The sequence below is a fragment of the Trinickia sp. genome (assembly GCF_051953955.1).
Classification (GTDB): Bacteria; Pseudomonadota; Gammaproteobacteria; order Burkholderiales; family Burkholderiaceae; genus Trinickia.
Map to the genome: position 1 here is coordinate 1 of NZ_JBQCIF010000083.1, position 14972 is coordinate 14972.

The 14972-nt window shown below is 63.7% G+C and carries 12 protein-coding genes; 9 read left to right on the top strand and 3 right to left on the bottom strand.

The window, feature by feature from the left end:
- Nucleotides 1-583 precede the first annotated feature (583 nt).
- Nucleotides 584-790: a cold shock domain-containing protein CspD gene (gene cspD / locus ACTHNZ_RS15860; RefSeq protein WP_007586257.1), complete on the top strand. Its 207-nt coding sequence runs from the start codon at nt 584-586 to the stop codon at nt 788-790.
- A 156-nt stretch (nt 791-946) separates the two neighbouring features.
- On the opposite strand, the gene ACTHNZ_RS15865 is transcribed toward cspD, so the two are convergent.
- The 3 genes from ACTHNZ_RS15865 to icd form a co-directional block, all read right to left on the bottom strand.
- The gene (locus tag ACTHNZ_RS15865) at nt 947-1381 is read right to left on the bottom strand and encodes a helix-turn-helix domain-containing protein (protein WP_440543482.1); all 435 of its coding nucleotides are present in this window, start codon (nt 1379-1381) and stop codon (nt 947-949) included.
- A gap of 11 nt (nt 1382-1392) precedes the next feature.
- A complete protein-coding gene (locus ACTHNZ_RS15870) occupies nt 1393-1830 on the bottom strand; it encodes a DUF4258 domain-containing protein (RefSeq protein WP_440543483.1) in 438 nt (145 codons plus the stop codon).
- A gap of 98 nt (nt 1831-1928) precedes the next feature.
- Nucleotides 1929-3185 (bottom strand): NADP-dependent isocitrate dehydrogenase, encoded by a 1257-nt coding sequence (icd, locus tag ACTHNZ_RS15875; protein WP_440543484.1) that lies wholly within the window; start codon nt 3183-3185, stop codon nt 1929-1931.
- Between the two features lie 446 nt (nt 3186-3631).
- On the opposite strand from icd, the gene ACTHNZ_RS15880 reads away from it, so the two are divergent.
- The 8 genes from ACTHNZ_RS15880 to ACTHNZ_RS15915 all read left to right on the top strand — a co-directional run bounded on the left by ACTHNZ_RS15880 (nt 3632) and on the right by ACTHNZ_RS15915 (nt 13604).
- The gene (locus ACTHNZ_RS15880) at nt 3632-4201 is read left to right on the top strand and encodes a pseudouridine synthase (RefSeq protein ID WP_440543485.1); all 570 of its coding nucleotides are present in this window, start codon (nt 3632-3634) and stop codon (nt 4199-4201) included.
- Between the two features lie 263 nt (nt 4202-4464).
- Nucleotides 4465-4653 carry a hypothetical protein gene (locus tag ACTHNZ_RS15885; protein WP_440543486.1) on the top strand — a complete coding sequence of 63 codons (189 nt, stop codon included), beginning with the start codon at nt 4465-4467 and terminating at the stop codon, nt 4651-4653.
- Between the two features lie 198 nt (nt 4654-4851).
- On the top strand, nt 4852-5358 hold the full coding sequence (locus ACTHNZ_RS15890) for a DUF192 domain-containing protein (protein WP_440543487.1): 507 nt from the start codon (nt 4852-4854) through the stop codon (nt 5356-5358).
- A gap of 133 nt (nt 5359-5491) precedes the next feature.
- The gene (gene fusA / locus ACTHNZ_RS15895) at nt 5492-7600 is read left to right on the top strand and encodes an elongation factor G (RefSeq protein WP_440543488.1); all 2109 of its coding nucleotides are present in this window, start codon (nt 5492-5494) and stop codon (nt 7598-7600) included.
- A 266-nt stretch (nt 7601-7866) separates the two neighbouring features.
- A complete protein-coding gene (locus tag ACTHNZ_RS15900) occupies nt 7867-9543 on the top strand; it encodes an ABC transporter substrate-binding protein (protein WP_440543489.1) in 1677 nt (558 codons plus the stop codon).
- A 73-nt stretch (nt 9544-9616) separates the two neighbouring features.
- Entirely contained in the window at nt 9617-10627 is a 1011-nt protein-coding gene (locus tag ACTHNZ_RS15905; protein WP_440543490.1) for an ABC transporter permease, read from the top strand.
- An 8-nt stretch (nt 10628-10635) separates the two neighbouring features.
- Complete coding sequence (locus ACTHNZ_RS15910; RefSeq protein WP_440543492.1) at nt 10636-11508, top strand: ABC transporter permease; 873 nt, start codon at nt 10636-10638, stop codon at nt 11506-11508.
- Nucleotides 11505-13604, top strand: a complete 2100-nt coding sequence (locus ACTHNZ_RS15915) for an ABC transporter ATP-binding protein (RefSeq protein ID WP_440543491.1) — start codon at nt 11505-11507, stop codon at nt 13602-13604. Before ACTHNZ_RS15910 ends, ACTHNZ_RS15915 begins: the two co-directional genes overlap by 4 nt.
- The last annotated feature ends 1368 nt before the right edge of the window (nt 13605-14972 follow it).

Genomic DNA, 14972 nt, shown 5'->3' on the forward strand with positions numbered 1-14972 from the left:
GGGATAATCGCCATACACCCATTCTAAACAACTCGGACGGGCCCGCAATCCTGCAAAAAACCCGACCGACGAGTTGGTGAACCAGGCCGCTACCGAGCAGCGACCCGCGCCCGCCCGCGCTCTTGATCACAGCGGGCTTCCCGCCCCTGCAAACGTCGCGCCTTCGCCGTCTTGCTTCGCGGCTAGGCGCTGCGGCCGCTTCGAGTATCGCACATAGCGTGCCGAGTTTCTTGGCGCCACATTCGTCGCGGGATGCAAGCGCGGTTTATGCCCGCGTCGAGCCTATCTGAGTCGATTATGCGACTTTTCAAGCCCCGTCGCTTGCGCCAGCGCAACACAGCAAACCGGGAGAAACCCGAGCCGACTCGTTCGATGCAGCACTCCAGGAAACATCTCAAAATTCTCTTGACACCTGGTTAAAGTCATCCAACAATCAAGCTGGCACTTTTTTCAGCTAGCCGCAGGAAGTGGAAGTACGAAAAAAAATGCCGAGGTGAGCTAGTGCGGAGGGGGCGGCTGCGCATAAGCGGCTGTCGAGCTTTTCGAGCATGCTCGTGGGACATGAGTTACAGGGGAAGTTGGTATGGCAACTGGTACGGTCAAATGGTTCAATGACGCGAAAGGCTTCGGATTCATCACGCCCGATGAAGGCGGCGAGGATCTGTTTGCGCACTTCTCGGCCATCCAGATGAACGGTTTCAAAACGCTCAAGGAAGGTCAGAAGGTCAGCTTCGAGGTCGTGCAAGGACCGAAGGGCAAGCAAGCGTCGAATATCCAGTCGGCAGCCTAAGACTGGTTCGACAGCAGCGCCCATGAAACCCGGCTCCGGCCGGGTTTTTTTGTTCCCAGAACCGGTGCGTGTCGATGTTCCGAAAGAATGCGCTCGCGCACCTTAGGCGCACATGCGGCGCACATCGTCGCAGCGTCGATCCATCAGGTGATCGACTCACGCCGCAAGCGGTAACCAGCCGTTGGCCGTGTCGTGAAATACCAATTTTTCGCTGGCTTTCCGGTCGAGTTCCGCGATGCGCTCGAGATATTTGGTCAGCCCAAGCCTCCCGTCCTGAGCTTCGAGATAGAGCGCGCACAGCATGCGACCGTCCGTCTCCGGCACGTTCCCCTTGCGCTCCCATAAAGCAACGGCCTGCTCGGTCTTACCGATCAGGGTAGCGAACCGCGCCTGCGACAGACCAAGCCTTTTTCGGAGGAAGCGGAATTCGGCGCCCGTCAAGCGGCCTTTCAGCGCGAGCGTGCGCCCGATGACCTTGTAAAGACCATCGACGTCCTCGACTGCCGTTGCGACGCCGTACGGCGTACGGCGCTTGGTGTATCCATTTTCGAGCCAGACGTTATCGAGCCCGCATTCTGTGTAGTGGTACACGATAGTCCTCGTCAAAAAACCGTAATCACGATGATCCAGGTTCCGTCTTCCGCGCGTTCGAGCGCTGCGACCACGGAAATCTCGTCGCCTGCATTCCGACGACACAGCGTGCACTGCCAGTTGCCATGCATATTCACGTGCGCAGACTCCGACACAACGCCGTTGCGCAGGCAGTCGAGCACTTGGTCCGAGTCGATTTTTCGCTCGCGCATCCGTTGCCTCGCGTGAGGCGTGAAAAACACGCGCTGCGCTTCGTCCGCCGTCTCCCTTATCAAGCGGCGCAAATTCCGGTCGTTCAAACGAAACGGTAGAGGTGCATCGGACATGGGCAGGCCCAGGAGAAGAACCCCATAATATTTACTGGTTAACACCGGAAAGTCAATACAGCACGCAATCCACACGCGAGCTACGCACATCGAACGAAACGCGCCACGCATGACTGCGATCATTCCGCGGTCGTCGATGAACGACAAAAAACCCAGCCGATCTTTCGATCGGCTGGGTTTTTGAGCGACGCGGGCCTCGACAACGGCCCACGGAAACCGTTTTACATATTCTCGATCATCACCTGGCCGAAGCCCGAGCACGAGACCTGCGTCGCGCCTTCCATCAGGCGCGCGAAGTCATACGTGACGCGCTTTTGCAGAATCGACTTTTCCATCGACGAGATGATCGTGTCCGCCGCTTCCGTCCAGCCCATGTGACGCAGCATCATTTCGGCCGACAGAATTTCCGAGCCCGGATTCACGTAGTCCTTGCCCGCATACTTCGGTGCCGTGCCGTGCGTCGCTTCGAACATCGCAACGGAGTCGGACAAGTTCGCGCCCGGGGCAATCCCGATGCCGCCGACTTGCGCAGCCAGTGCGTCCGAAACGTAGTCGCCGTTCAGGTTCAGCGTGGCGATGACGTCGTACTCGGCAGGACGCAACAGGATCTGCTGCAGGAAGGCATCCGCGATCACGTCCTTCACGACGACCTCGTTGCCCGTCTTCGGGTTCTTGATCTTCATCCACGGGCCGCCGTCGATCAGTTCCGCCCCGAACTCCTTCTGAGCCAGCGCGTAGCCGTAGTCGCGGAACGCGCCTTCGGTGAACTTCATGATGTTGCCCTTGTGCACGAGCGTGACCGAGCGGCGGTCATTGTCGATCGCATATTGGATCGCCTTGCGCACGAGACGCTCCGTGCCTTCGCGCGACACGGGCTTCACGCCGATGCCCGACGTTTCCGGGAAGCGGATCTTCTTGACGCCCATCTCCTCGCGCAGGAACTTGATGACCTTCTTGGCCTGCTCCGATTCCGCCGCCCACTCGATGCCGGCGTAGATGTCTTCCGAGTTCTCACGGAAGATCACCATGTTCGTCTTTTCCGGCTCGCGCACCGGCGAGGGCACGCCCTTGAAGTACTGCACGGGGCGCAGGCAGACGTACAGGTCCAGTTCCTGACGCAGCGCGACGTTCAGCGAGCGGATGCCGCCGCCGACGGGCGTCGTGAGCGGGCCTTTGATCGAGACGACGTATTCCTTCAGGACCTGCAGCGTTTCCTCGGGCAGCCAGACGTCCGGACCGTAGATCTTCGTCGCCTTTTCGCCCGCGTAGATTTCCATCCAGTGGATCTTGCGCTTGCCGCCGTACGCCTTCTCGACCGCCGCGTCGACCACCTTGATCATCACGGGCGTGATGTCGAAGCCCGTGCCGTCGCCCTCGATGTAAGGAATGATCGGCTGGTCGGAAACGTTGAGCGAGAAGTCCGCGTTGACGGTGATCTTCTCACCGCCCGTCGGAACTTTGATGTGCTGATACGGCATGATCGACTCCAGTGTTGGCTGTGCGGGTAGAAAGCAGTGATGTGCGGCAAGGCGCAACCGGGCGCTTATCGTTCCCGAGCGCTTGATGCGCAGCACGTGCCCAATTTCGGTTCGGCGCGCTCGATCGCTGCCACGCGAGCGCGGCTGGATGGCTATTCTAGCCCACGTCGGATCGCCAAGCGGCAGCCAAGCGCGAACCGCACAGGGATAGGCAGGACAGAGAGCGCCGCTCGATGCGGCCCGCGCCGAAAACAGACGGCGAGCGAGACATTCAGTCTTGGGTCTTATATAAGACAAAAGACTTGGGCGTTCCGTATTATGCATTAAGATTCCGCCATTTGCCATAGAGGCCTGGAAGCCGAACGGAGCGTGCGCCCGGCGTGTACACGCACCTCGCGTGACGGTGCGCGCTCCGTTCGCCCTTGCCTCTCTCCGGTCATTTTTTCATGCGCCTCATCGCCCTCAATAAACCGTTCGGCACGATTTGCCAGTTCTCAGCGCACGAGACGCGTGCCTCGCTCGGCGATTGGGTCGACGTGCCCGGCGTCTACCCCGCGGGCCGCCTCGATGCCGATAGCGAGGGGTTGTTGCTGCTCACCGACGACGGCACGCTGCAGGCTCGCATCGCCGAGCCGCGCCACAAGCTCGTCAAACGTTATTGGGCGCAAGTGGAGGGCCTCGCCGACGACGCTGCACTGGCGAAGTTGGCCGCCGGCGTCGATCTCGGCGACTATGTGACGCGTCCATGTCAGGCGCGGGCAATCGAAGAGCCGCACGGCCTGTGGCCGCGCGTGCCGCCCGTGCGCTACCGCGCGGCGATCCCGACGAGTTGGATCGAAATCGCGATCGCCGAAGGCAAGAACCGCCAAGTGCGCCGGATGACGGCCGCGGTCGGCTTTCCGACGCTGCGGCTCGTGCGCGCGGCCGTCGGCCGGTTGGATCTCTTTGCGTTGGGCCTGGCACCCGGCGAGTGGCGCGAGGTGCCGCCACGTGCGCCATGGGACGGATTGCGGTAATCGCAAAAGCCGCCGTAGGCGCGTCAACCGCCTGCGCGCGTCGCGCGTTATCCAACGCAGATGCCGCCTGAAGCTGTCCGGCATTAGCCTTCGGCACCCGCCGCCGTATTGGTTTCGCAGTACGCGACGTCGATCCGAGTGCTCGCAGACGCGTCGGCAAAATTGTTCGATGCGGCTGTCAACCGAAAGGTGGATGGCACGTTTACCGACTTGACTCATTGACCGGGTCATTTGGTTAATTAACTAAAGCTGAGGATTTACAAATGAACAAACTGATCGCCGCTCTGGTCGCTGGCCTGTTCGCAACGGCTGCTTTCGCACAAGCTTCGGCTCCGGAAGCTTCGGCTCCGGCCGCTGCTTCGGCTCCCGCCAAGCACATGAAGAAGCACGCCAAGCACCACGCCAAGAAGAAGGCTGCCAAGGCTGAAGCCGCTTCGGGCGCTTCGGAGTAAGTTTGTCGTAACGACGCAGTCAAGAACCAGCAGTACTGCCGTTCTTCACGGCGTTGGAAGGCAGGTGGCCGCAAGGTGCCTGCCTTTTTTCTTTGGCTCGTCCATTCGCTCGCCTTTCGCTTGCGCGCACGCTTTGCACTGCCCGCGCCCGCTCGCGTAACATGCGCTGATTTATCGTCGTCGAAAAGGAGTGGTGTCGTGCGATTTTCGTTTCGCTCGCGGATGGCCTGGTTCGCGCTCCGCCTCGTTCTGTCCGTGTGCGCGCTCGCGGCCGCACAAGTCATGCCTGCTGAGGCTTTCGCCCAGGCCATGCCGGCCGGCGCCAAGCCGCCCGAGGCGTTCCCGCACGTCAAGCTGACGGCCGGAATGTTCGTGATCGACGCGGCCGTTGCGGCCAACGATGCCGATCGGGAACAAGGCCTCATGTATCGGACGCAGCTCGCGCCGAACGAAGGAATGTTGTTCGTCTTCGGCGAGAACGCCGTCCATTGCTTCTGGATGAAGAACACGCTGATCCCGCTGTCGATCGCGTTCATGCGCGCCGACGGGACGATTACCGATATCGACGAAATGCAGGCGGAGACCACCAACAATCATTGCCCGCGCAACAACGGCGTGTACGCGCTCGAGATGAGCCGCGGCTGGTTCTCCGCGAAGGGCATCAAGCCCGGCATGAAGATCGGCGGGCTACCCGCGCCGCAGTGACGCGATCGGGCACGCCGCCTGCAAAAGCCTTGGGCAAGCGCTATGCTTGTAGGTCTGCAACACCGCACGTGCCGCGCACCAATCCGGGTCACGCTAGAACGGTTCGCGGCGCCAACATTCCAAGGAGATCGACGTGCCCCGCAAGACTCCCATCGAGCGCTATCGGAACATCGGCATCAGCGCTCACATCGACGCAGGCAAAACCACGACTACCGAGCGCATCCTGTTCTACACCGGCGTGAGCCATAAGATCGGCGAGGTTCACGAGGGCGCGGCCGTGATGGACTGGATGGAACAGGAGCAAGAGCGCGGCATCACGATCACGTCCGCCGCCACGACGGCGTTCTGGAAGGGCATGGCCGGCAACTATCCCGAGCATCGGATCAACATCATTGACACGCCGGGGCACGTCGATTTCACGATCGAGGTCGAGCGCTCGATGCGCTTGCTCGACGGTGCATGCATGGTCTACGATTCGGTCGGCGGCGTGCAGCCGCAATCGGAAACGGTGTGGCGTCAGGCCAACAAGTACAAGGTGCCTCGAATCGCGTTCGTCAACAAGATGGACCGCGTCGGCGCCGACTTCTTCCGCGTCCAGCGCCAGATCGGCGAGCGGCTCAAAGGCGTGGCCGTGCCGATCCAGATTCCCGTGGGCGCAGAGGAGCACTTTCAAGGCGTGATCGATCTCGTCAAGATGAAGGCGATCATCTGGGACGAGGAAAGCCAGGGCGTGAAGTTCGAGTACCGGGACATCCCTGAGGACCTGCGCGCCTCCGCCGAGGAGTGGCGCGAGAAGATGGTCGAAGCCGCTGCGGAGGCCAGCGAGGATTTGCTCGAGAAGTATCTCGAGGATCACACATCGCTGACGGAAGCCGAAATCAAGGGCGGCTTGCGCAAGCGCACGATCGCGGGCGAGATCGTGCCGATGCTGTGCGGCAGCGCGTTCAAGAACAAAGGCGTGCAGGCGATGCTCGATGCCGTCATCGATTACCTGCCCTCTCCCGTCGACGTGCCGGCCATCATGGGCCACGACGAGGACGACAAGGAAGCCGAGCGTCACCCGAGCGACGAAGAGCCGTTCTCGGCGCTCGCGTTCAAGATCATGACCGACCCGTTCGTCGGCCAGCTCATCTTCTTCCGCGTCTACTCGGGCATCGTCAATTCGGGCGACACGGTCCTCAATTCGACGAAGCAAAAGAAGGAGCGCGTCGGGCGAATCTTGCAGATGCATGCGAACGACCGCAAGGAGATCAAGGAAGTCTATGCGGGCGACATCGCGGCGGCCGTCGGGCTGAAGGAGGCGACGACGGGCGACACGCTCTGCGATCCGGCCAATCCGATCATCCTCGAGCGGATGATCTTCCCGGAGCCGGTGATCTCGCAGGCCGTCGAGCCGAAGACGAAGGCCGACCAGGAAAAGATGGGCATCGCGCTGAACCGCCTGGCGCAAGAAGACCCTTCGTTCCGCGTGCAGACGGACGAGGAATCGGGGCAGACGATCATCTCCGGGATGGGCGAGCTGCACCTGGAAATTCTCGTCGATCGGATGAAGCGCGAGTTCAACGTCGAAGCGACGGTCGGCAAGCCGCAAGTGGCCTACCGCGAAACGATCCGCACGAGCGCGGAAGACGTCGAAGGCAAGTTCGTCAAGCAATCGGGCGGGCGCGGCCAGTACGGCCACGTCGTCATCAAGTTGGAGCCGCAGCCGCCCGGCAAGGGCTATGAATTCGTCGATGCGATCAAGGGCGGCGTGGTGCCGCGCGAATACATTCCGGCCGTCGACAAGGGCATTCAGGAAACGCTCAAAAGCGGGGTGCTGGCCGGCTACCCCGTCGTCGACATCAAGGTGACGCTGACGTTCGGCTCTTATCACGACGTCGATTCGAACGAAAACGCCTTCCGCATGGCCGGTTCGATGGCGTTCAAGGAAGGCATGCGGCGTGCGAAGCCGGTGCTGCTCGAGCCGATGATGGCCGTCGAAGTCGAAACGCCCGAGGATTTCATGGGCAACGTCATGGGCGATCTCTCGGGCCGCCGCGGCATCGTGCAAGGGATGGAGGACATCGCGGGCGGCGGCGGCAAGGTCATTCGCGCGGAAGTGCCGCTCGCCGAGATGTTCGGATATTCGACGTCGCTGCGCTCGCTGACGCAGGGGCGCGCCACCTACACGATGGAGTTCAAGCACTACGCCGAAACGCCGGCGAACGTCTCGGAAGGCATCGTCAATTCGAAAGGCAAGTAGCGCTGCCAGCGTCCCGTCCGCTCCGGCCAATGGGCCGAAGCAGCCGTTGCCGAGCCTGTCGGGGTGCCGCACCCCGGCAGGCTTTTTTATCGGCCGTCGAACCGTCGAACGGGCGTTGCGTGCCTTTTCGTCTGGGCAATCTCGTCATCGAGGAAACGCGCGAGCCGTGAGTCGCGTTAAACTGCAACGGCATTCGTCGTCGCAGCACCGCTCGTCGCCGCCGCGCCGTTTCGCGTGAGCGCCTCCCACACGAACCGGAAACCTCGATGAAGAAGACACCCGCCGCATTCGATCTCGCTCTCGATGCCACGCGCCGCCATGCCGGCGATCTCGGCAACCACGCCATCGACGAATATCTTGCGCACCGTATCTCGCGCCGAGAGCTGCTGCGTCATGCAAGCCTCATCGGCTGCTCGAGCATCGCGCTTGCGGCCGGCGCGCTGGCCGTGCCCCGGTCCGCGCGCGCTCAAAGCGCGCCGGCGGCCGGCAATGCGACGATTCGCGTCGCCCATCTGACGCCTGCCGGGCGTGTGGATCCGCTGACGGTATCCGACGCCGCCGGCCTTTGCCTCATCGCGCAAACGGGCGAATTCCTCGTCAACGACGAAGGCGACAAGTCGACGCTCACACCAGCTTTGGCCCTCTCGTGGAGCGCAAACGACAAGGGCGACGTCTGGACTTTCAAGCTGCGGCCCAATGTGAAGTTCCACGACGGCCGGCCCCTTACCGCGAAAGACGTCGCCGCCACGTTCGACCGCCTCGCCGATCCCAAGAGCGGGTCGGCCGCGCTGTCGGTCTTCAAAGGCGTGCTGTCGAAAGGCGGCGCCCGCGCCGTCGATGACCATACCGTCGCATTCCATCTCGATGTGCCGAACGGCAACTTCCCCTACTACGTATCCTCGGACAATTACAACGCCGTGATCCTGCCGGCCGGCTTCAGCGACGATTACGAAAAGAGCTTCATCGGCACCGGCCCGTTCAAGCTGGAGCGGTACGAGCCCAAGCGCAGCGCGTCGTTCGTGCGCAATCCCGACTATTGGGGGGAAAAAGCCCTGCCCGCACGCGTGCAATTTGCGTTCTACGCCGATAGCCAAGCCCAAATCCTCGCGCTGCAGGGGCGGCAGGCCGACGTCATGGGCGACCTGACGGTTCAAGGCGGGCTCGGCATCCTGAACAATCCGGAGTTCAGCGTGCAGGGCGTGAAATCGAGCGCGCATCGCCAAATCCACATGCGCTGCGACACGGCGCCGTTCAACGACAAACGCGTGCGCCAGGCGCTCGCGCTCGCCGTCGATCGCAACGTGCTCGTGCGAGGGCTGTTCAAAGGCCGCGCCGTGGCCGGGAATGACAGCCCGTTCGCACCGATCTTTCCCGCGACCGACACCTCGGTGCCGCAGCGCCACGTCGACGTGGCACAGGCAAAGAAATTGCTCGCCCAAGCGGGGCATCCCAATGGATTCGCGGCCACGCTCACCACCGAGAAATTCATGGAGATTCCCGATCTCGCCGTCGTCTTGCAAAACGAGGTCAAGGCCATCGGCGTCAATCTCTCGCTGAAAGTGGAAAGCCAGGGCCAGTATTACGGCAAGGGCACGTTCGGCAACTCCGATTGGCTCGACGCGCCGCTCGGCATCACCGACTACGGACACCGCGGCGTGCCGAATCTCTTTTTGAACGCACCGCTCGTGAGTGGCGGCGCGTGGAATGCCGCGCACTTCAGCAATGCGCAATACGACAAGCTCGTCGGTCAATTCGTCGGCGCGCTCGACGTGGCCTCGCAAAAGAAGATCGCGGGCGAGATCGAAAGGCTGCTGCTCGACCAGACGCCGATGGTCATTCCGTACTTCTTCGATCAACTCATCGCAACGCGCAAGAACCTGACCGGCGTGCGTTTCACCGCCATTTCGCAGATGTATTTCGATCGCGCCCGGTTGACAGCGTGATCGATCCGGCACGCGCACCGCGCACGGCGGCCAGCACGCTCGATGGATCGAAGCCTTTCCGGCCACTTCGCTGATGTCCGATACCGCCCTTCCGTTCAGTCCCCGCGCCGCGCGCGGCACCGCGGCGCGCATCGCCCGCTTCCTCGCGGGCAGGCTCGCGCTCTCGCTCGTCACCCTGTGGCTGCTGTCGATGATCGTCTTCGCGCTCGGGCAGTTGCTGCCCGGAGACATCGGCCGCGCGATCCTCGGGCCCCTGGCCGACGCCCGAGCCGTGGCGGCGCTCGATCATCAACTCGGCGTCGATCGTCCCGTCCTGGTCCAATACGTGCAATGGATCGGCCGCTTCGTGCATGGCGACATGGGGGTGTCTTACGCTTACCGCTCGCCCGTCGCGCCGTTCGTCGGCGATGCGCTGCTGCGCTCGGCGAAGCTCGGCGCACTCGCGTTCGTCATCGTCGTGCCGCTCGCGATCTCGGCCGGCGTCTGGGCCGCGCTGCATGCGGGGAGGTGGCTCGATCGCGCGCTGATGATCGTCGGCTTGTCGGCGACGGTCGTGCCCGAGTTCGTGTCGTCGATCACGCTGATCCTCATCTTCGGTATCTGGCTGCGTTGGCTCCCGAGCGAGGCCGGCTATCCGAACGACGCAGGCGCATGGACTGCGCTGCGTCACTTGATCCTGCCCGCGTTGCCGCTCGTCTTCGTTTTCTTCGGCTACATCGCGCGCATGGCGCGCGCCGGCACCGTCGAGGCACTCGATGCGGACTACACGCGCACGGCCGTACTCAAGGGATTGCCTCGGCGCGTCGTGATCGTTCGCCATGTGCTGCCGAACGCACTGATGCCGACGATCACGGTATCGGCCACCCAGCTCGGATATATGGTCGGCGGGCTCGTCGTCGTCGAGACGCTCTTTCACTACCAGGGGATCGGCTCCTTGATCTACAACGCCGCCACGGCGAAGGATTTTCCGATGCTCGAAGCAGGCGTGCTGACGGTCGGCGTCATCTATATGCTCGCCAATCTCGTTGCCGATGCGCTCATCGTCACACTCGATCCGCGGCTTCGCCTCGGGGGTGCCGCTTGAACCAGGCCATCGAGTCGCCGAACGCATCCACGGCAGGCGAACGCATTCAAACGACGCCGCGTTTCGAGGCATTGCGCGCGCTCGCCCGTTCGCCGAGCTTCATCGCCGGAACGGCGATTCTCTGTTTCTGGCTCGTCTGCGCGATCTTCGGGCCGCTGATCGCGCCGCACGATCCCTATGCATCCGATCCGCTCAATTCGCTGCTGCCGCCCGATCGCGCCCATTGGTTCGGCACCGACCAACTCGGCCGCGACGTGTTCTCGCGCGTCGTCGTCGGCGCGCGCGACATCCTCACGATCGCGCCGCTCGCCACGCTCGTCGGCACGGTGGCGGGCACTGCGCTCGGACTTGTCGTCGGCTACTTCGGCGGGTGGCTCGACAATGTGATCGGGCGCCTGATCGACGCGCTGCTCGCGTTGCCGCTCGTCGTGCTCGCGCTGGCGGCACTGGCCGCGCTGGGGGCATCGAACGCGACCGTCGTGCTCGTCATCGGGCTTACGTTCATGCCCATCACCGCGCGCACCGTCCGCGCCGCCGTGTTCTCCGAGCGCCATCTCGACTACGTCGATGCCGCGCAGCTGCGCGGCGAGCGCGCGCCGTACATCATGTTCGTCGAGATCTTGCCGAACGTGCTGCCGCCGATCATCGTCGAAGCCACCGTGCGGCTCGGCTACGCGATCTTCGCCGTTGCAACGCTGTCGTTTCTCGGTTTCGGCATTCAACCGCCGTCCGCCGACTGGGGGCTCGCGCTGTCCGAATCGTATTCGCTCATGACAGGCGGCGCATGGTGGACGGTCGTTTTCGATGCGGCGGCGATCGCGACGCTCGTGGTCGGCGTCAACCTGATCGCCGACAGCGTGCAAGGGGTATTCGACCGATGAGCACTGCGGCGCGGCGCGCCTACCCCGCCTATGAATCGGCGCCGCATGGCGAAGACGACGCGCTTGCCGTCCTCGGCTTGACCGTCGCCTATCGCGTTCGGGGCCGCGATCGCGAGGTGCTGCACGATGTCACGTTCCGCGTGCGGCGCGGCGAAGCGTACGGTCTCGTGGGGGAATCGGGCTGCGGCAAATCCACGGTCGCGCTTGCGGCGCTCGCCTACTTGGCCCGCAATGGCCGCATCAAGGCAGGACGCATTGCAGTAGCCGGCCGCGACGTCGCCTCGCTCGCCCCGCAAGCACTGCGTTCGCTACGCGCCCGCACGGTATCGATGGTCTATCAAGACCCGTCGCGCGCCCTCAACCCGTCGCTGACGATCGCTCGTCAGGTATCCGAGGCATTCGAAGTGGCGGGTGCCTCCCGGGCCGAGGCCCATGCGCAAGCGCTCGACATGCTGCGTCGCGTGCGCATCGCTGCTCCCGAGCGCGTCATGAATTGCTATCCACATCAACTATCGGGCGGCATGCAGCAACGCGTCGTGATTGCGATGGCGCTGGCATCGAAACCCGCGCTGCTGATCCTCGACGAACCGACGACGGGCCTCGATGCGACCGTCGAAGCCGAAGTCCTCGATCTCGTTGCGAAGCTGCGCGAGGAGTCGGGTACGGCCGTGCTGTTCATCAGCCACAACCTAGCGGTGATCGGCCGCATGTGCAGCCGCGTCGGCGTGCTCTATGCGGGCCGGCTCGTAGAGGAAGGCGCGACCGACGATGTCTTTACCGCGCCGCGCCATCCTTATACGGTCGGCCTCTTGCGCTGCCTGCCTCGAGCCGGCCGCAGCAAAGACCGCGAGCGCCTCGATACGATCGCGGGCGCCTTGCCGCCGCTCGGCGCCGCCATCCAGGGTTGTGTCTTTGCCGCGCGTTGCCGCCTTGCCGACGATCACTGCCGCAACGAAACGCCGCCACCGCATCGGTTCAACGCCGCGCATGGTCCCCAGATGGCGCGCTGCCACTACCATGAGCAGGCGGCGAGCTTGCCTCGCGCGGCAGCCGATCCCGTGCGGACCGAGCCGGCATGGGACCGTGCCGCAGCACACGCCTCGCTTGCGCTGCATGCCGCGCATTTGTCGAAAACGTTCGACGCGTCGGGCGTGGCGGTCCGTGCCGTGGACGATGTCTCGCTCGATCTCGCCGCGGGCGAAACGCTAGGCCTCGTGGGGGAATCGGGCAGCGGCAAGACGACGCTCGCGAAGCTGCTGGTCGGTTTGATCGCGCCCGACCGCGGCGGCACATTGGAGCTCGACGGCAAGCCGTTGCCCGCGCACGTCGCACGCCGTGACGACGAGCAAGTGAAATCGCTGCAAATCGTGTTTCAGAATCCCGATTCGGCCTTGAATCGCGCGCACTCGGTCAAGCGCCTCATCGGGCGCGCGCTGTCGAAGCTCGGCGCGCTGCGCGGGCCCGCGCATGGCGCACGCCTCGCTACGCACGCGCAGGCCGTGAGGCTGCCGTCGCGCTACCTCGATGCGCGCACGCGGCAACTCTCGGGGGGCCTCAAACAACGCGTCGCGATCGCACGCGCGTTTGCCGGCGATCCGCGCGTCGTGGTCTGCGACGAACCGACTTCGGCGCTCGACGTCTCCGTGCAAGCAGCGATTTTGAATCTGCTCGCCGATCTGCAACGCGAGCGCGGCGTCAGCTACGTCTTCATTTCGCACGATCTGCACGTGGTGCGCTACGTGGCCGATCGCATTGCGGTGCTCTATGTCGGGCGGCTGCTCGAGATCGGCCCTGCGCATGCGGTCTTCGACGGGCCACATCACCCGTATACGGAAGCGCTGCTATCGGCGATGCCGACGTTCGGGGGCATAGGCCTCGGCACGAAGGGGCGCATTCGATTGACAGGCGACCCGCCGAGCGCTGCGGCACCGCCCACGGGGTGCGTGTTTCACACGCGCTGCCCGCGCAAGCTAGGCGCCGTTTGCGAACAAGTCGATCCTCCGTTCGCCGACGCCGGCGAGGGGCATCATATCCGCTGTCACATCCCCGTAAGCGAATTGCGCGCGCTTCAGCGCGAGACCCAACAGATCGCTTGAGCGGTTCGATGTCGCTCGGCTTGGCTCGGCTTCGTTCGGCTGCGTTCGACTTCACTCGACTTCTTTCGGCTGAGCGCGTTGCTTGGCGTTGCGTTGCACGCTGTCTTCTCCCCTTCTCGGCTTGGTCTCTCCTTCGTGCGGTGCCGCTCATTGAGCGCAACGCCTGCGCGTATCAGCCTTGAAACGTTTACACCCGCATTCTCTCCACCGCTTTGCCCAATTTCGATGGCGCCGGCGACATGCCCATGCAGGGCGCGGGATTGCGCGCGATGGCACGGTTATCGCGATGAATCGCGCACATGGCCGCGTTGACCAACGCAGGCCCGGCAGCAGTCGATCGACGGTATCGCGACCGCTGATGTGTGCGCGTTCGCACAACCGAACGCCACACGTCATGTGATATCCGGCATCGAGCCTGTCCGGGCAGCCATGGTCGCCTTAGGGCGCCAGGAGTACGACGACATTCGCGCGTCGTTCCTGCCGGGGAGATGACGATGAAAACCAAGGGAATTACTAAGGACTCCTATTTATTTTCAGGAACCCTCAAAGCGACGGCGGCTGCCGTGCTCATCTTGCTCGCCGGAGGCGCCCATGCCGGCTCGCTTTTGGAAGGCATGGGCAGATGGTTCGCTGAGACCGGCGCCGCGGTGCAAGCGGACACGGCCTATTCCAGCGATTCGGGTTCGCCTGCGAAGGCAGCGCTGCAAAATGCGGCGCCGTTCGATGCATCGGCTTTGAAGGTCAGCTCGGCAACGACGGACGACGCTCGGACGGCGAGTCCACCGGATTGTCAGGGTGCGGGCGGCGGCGCGGGCTGTGTACAAGATCCGGTGAACGATCCCGCTTTGAGCGGTGTGGGCGGGACGGGCGACGGCACGGCGGCCAGCGGCGACGGCAATAACGGATCGGCGAACGGCGGCGCGTTCGGTGGCGGCCGCGGCAGCGACGGCGCGACGAGTGCGTCGGGGAACGGAGGCGGCGGAAACAACGGGAACGGCGGAAACAACGGGAACGGCGGAAATAACGGGCACGGCGGGAACGGAAACGGGAGCTCCGGCGGCTCGGGTTCCGGCGGTTCGGGTTCTGGCGGTTCGGGTTCTGGCGGTTCGGGTTCTGGCGGTTCGGGTTCTGGCGGTTCGGGCTCTGGCGGTTCGGGTTCTGGCGGTTCGGGTTCTGGCGGTTCGGGGTCCGGCGGTTCGGGTTCCGGCGGTTCGGGTTCTGGCGGCTCTGGCTCGGGTGGCTCTGGTTCGGGTGGCTCTGGTTCGGGTGGCTCTGGTTCGGGTGGCTCTGGTTCGGGTGGCTCTGGCTCGGGTGGCTCTGGCTCGGGTGGCTCTGGCTCGGGTGGCTCTGGCTCGGGTGGCTCTGGCT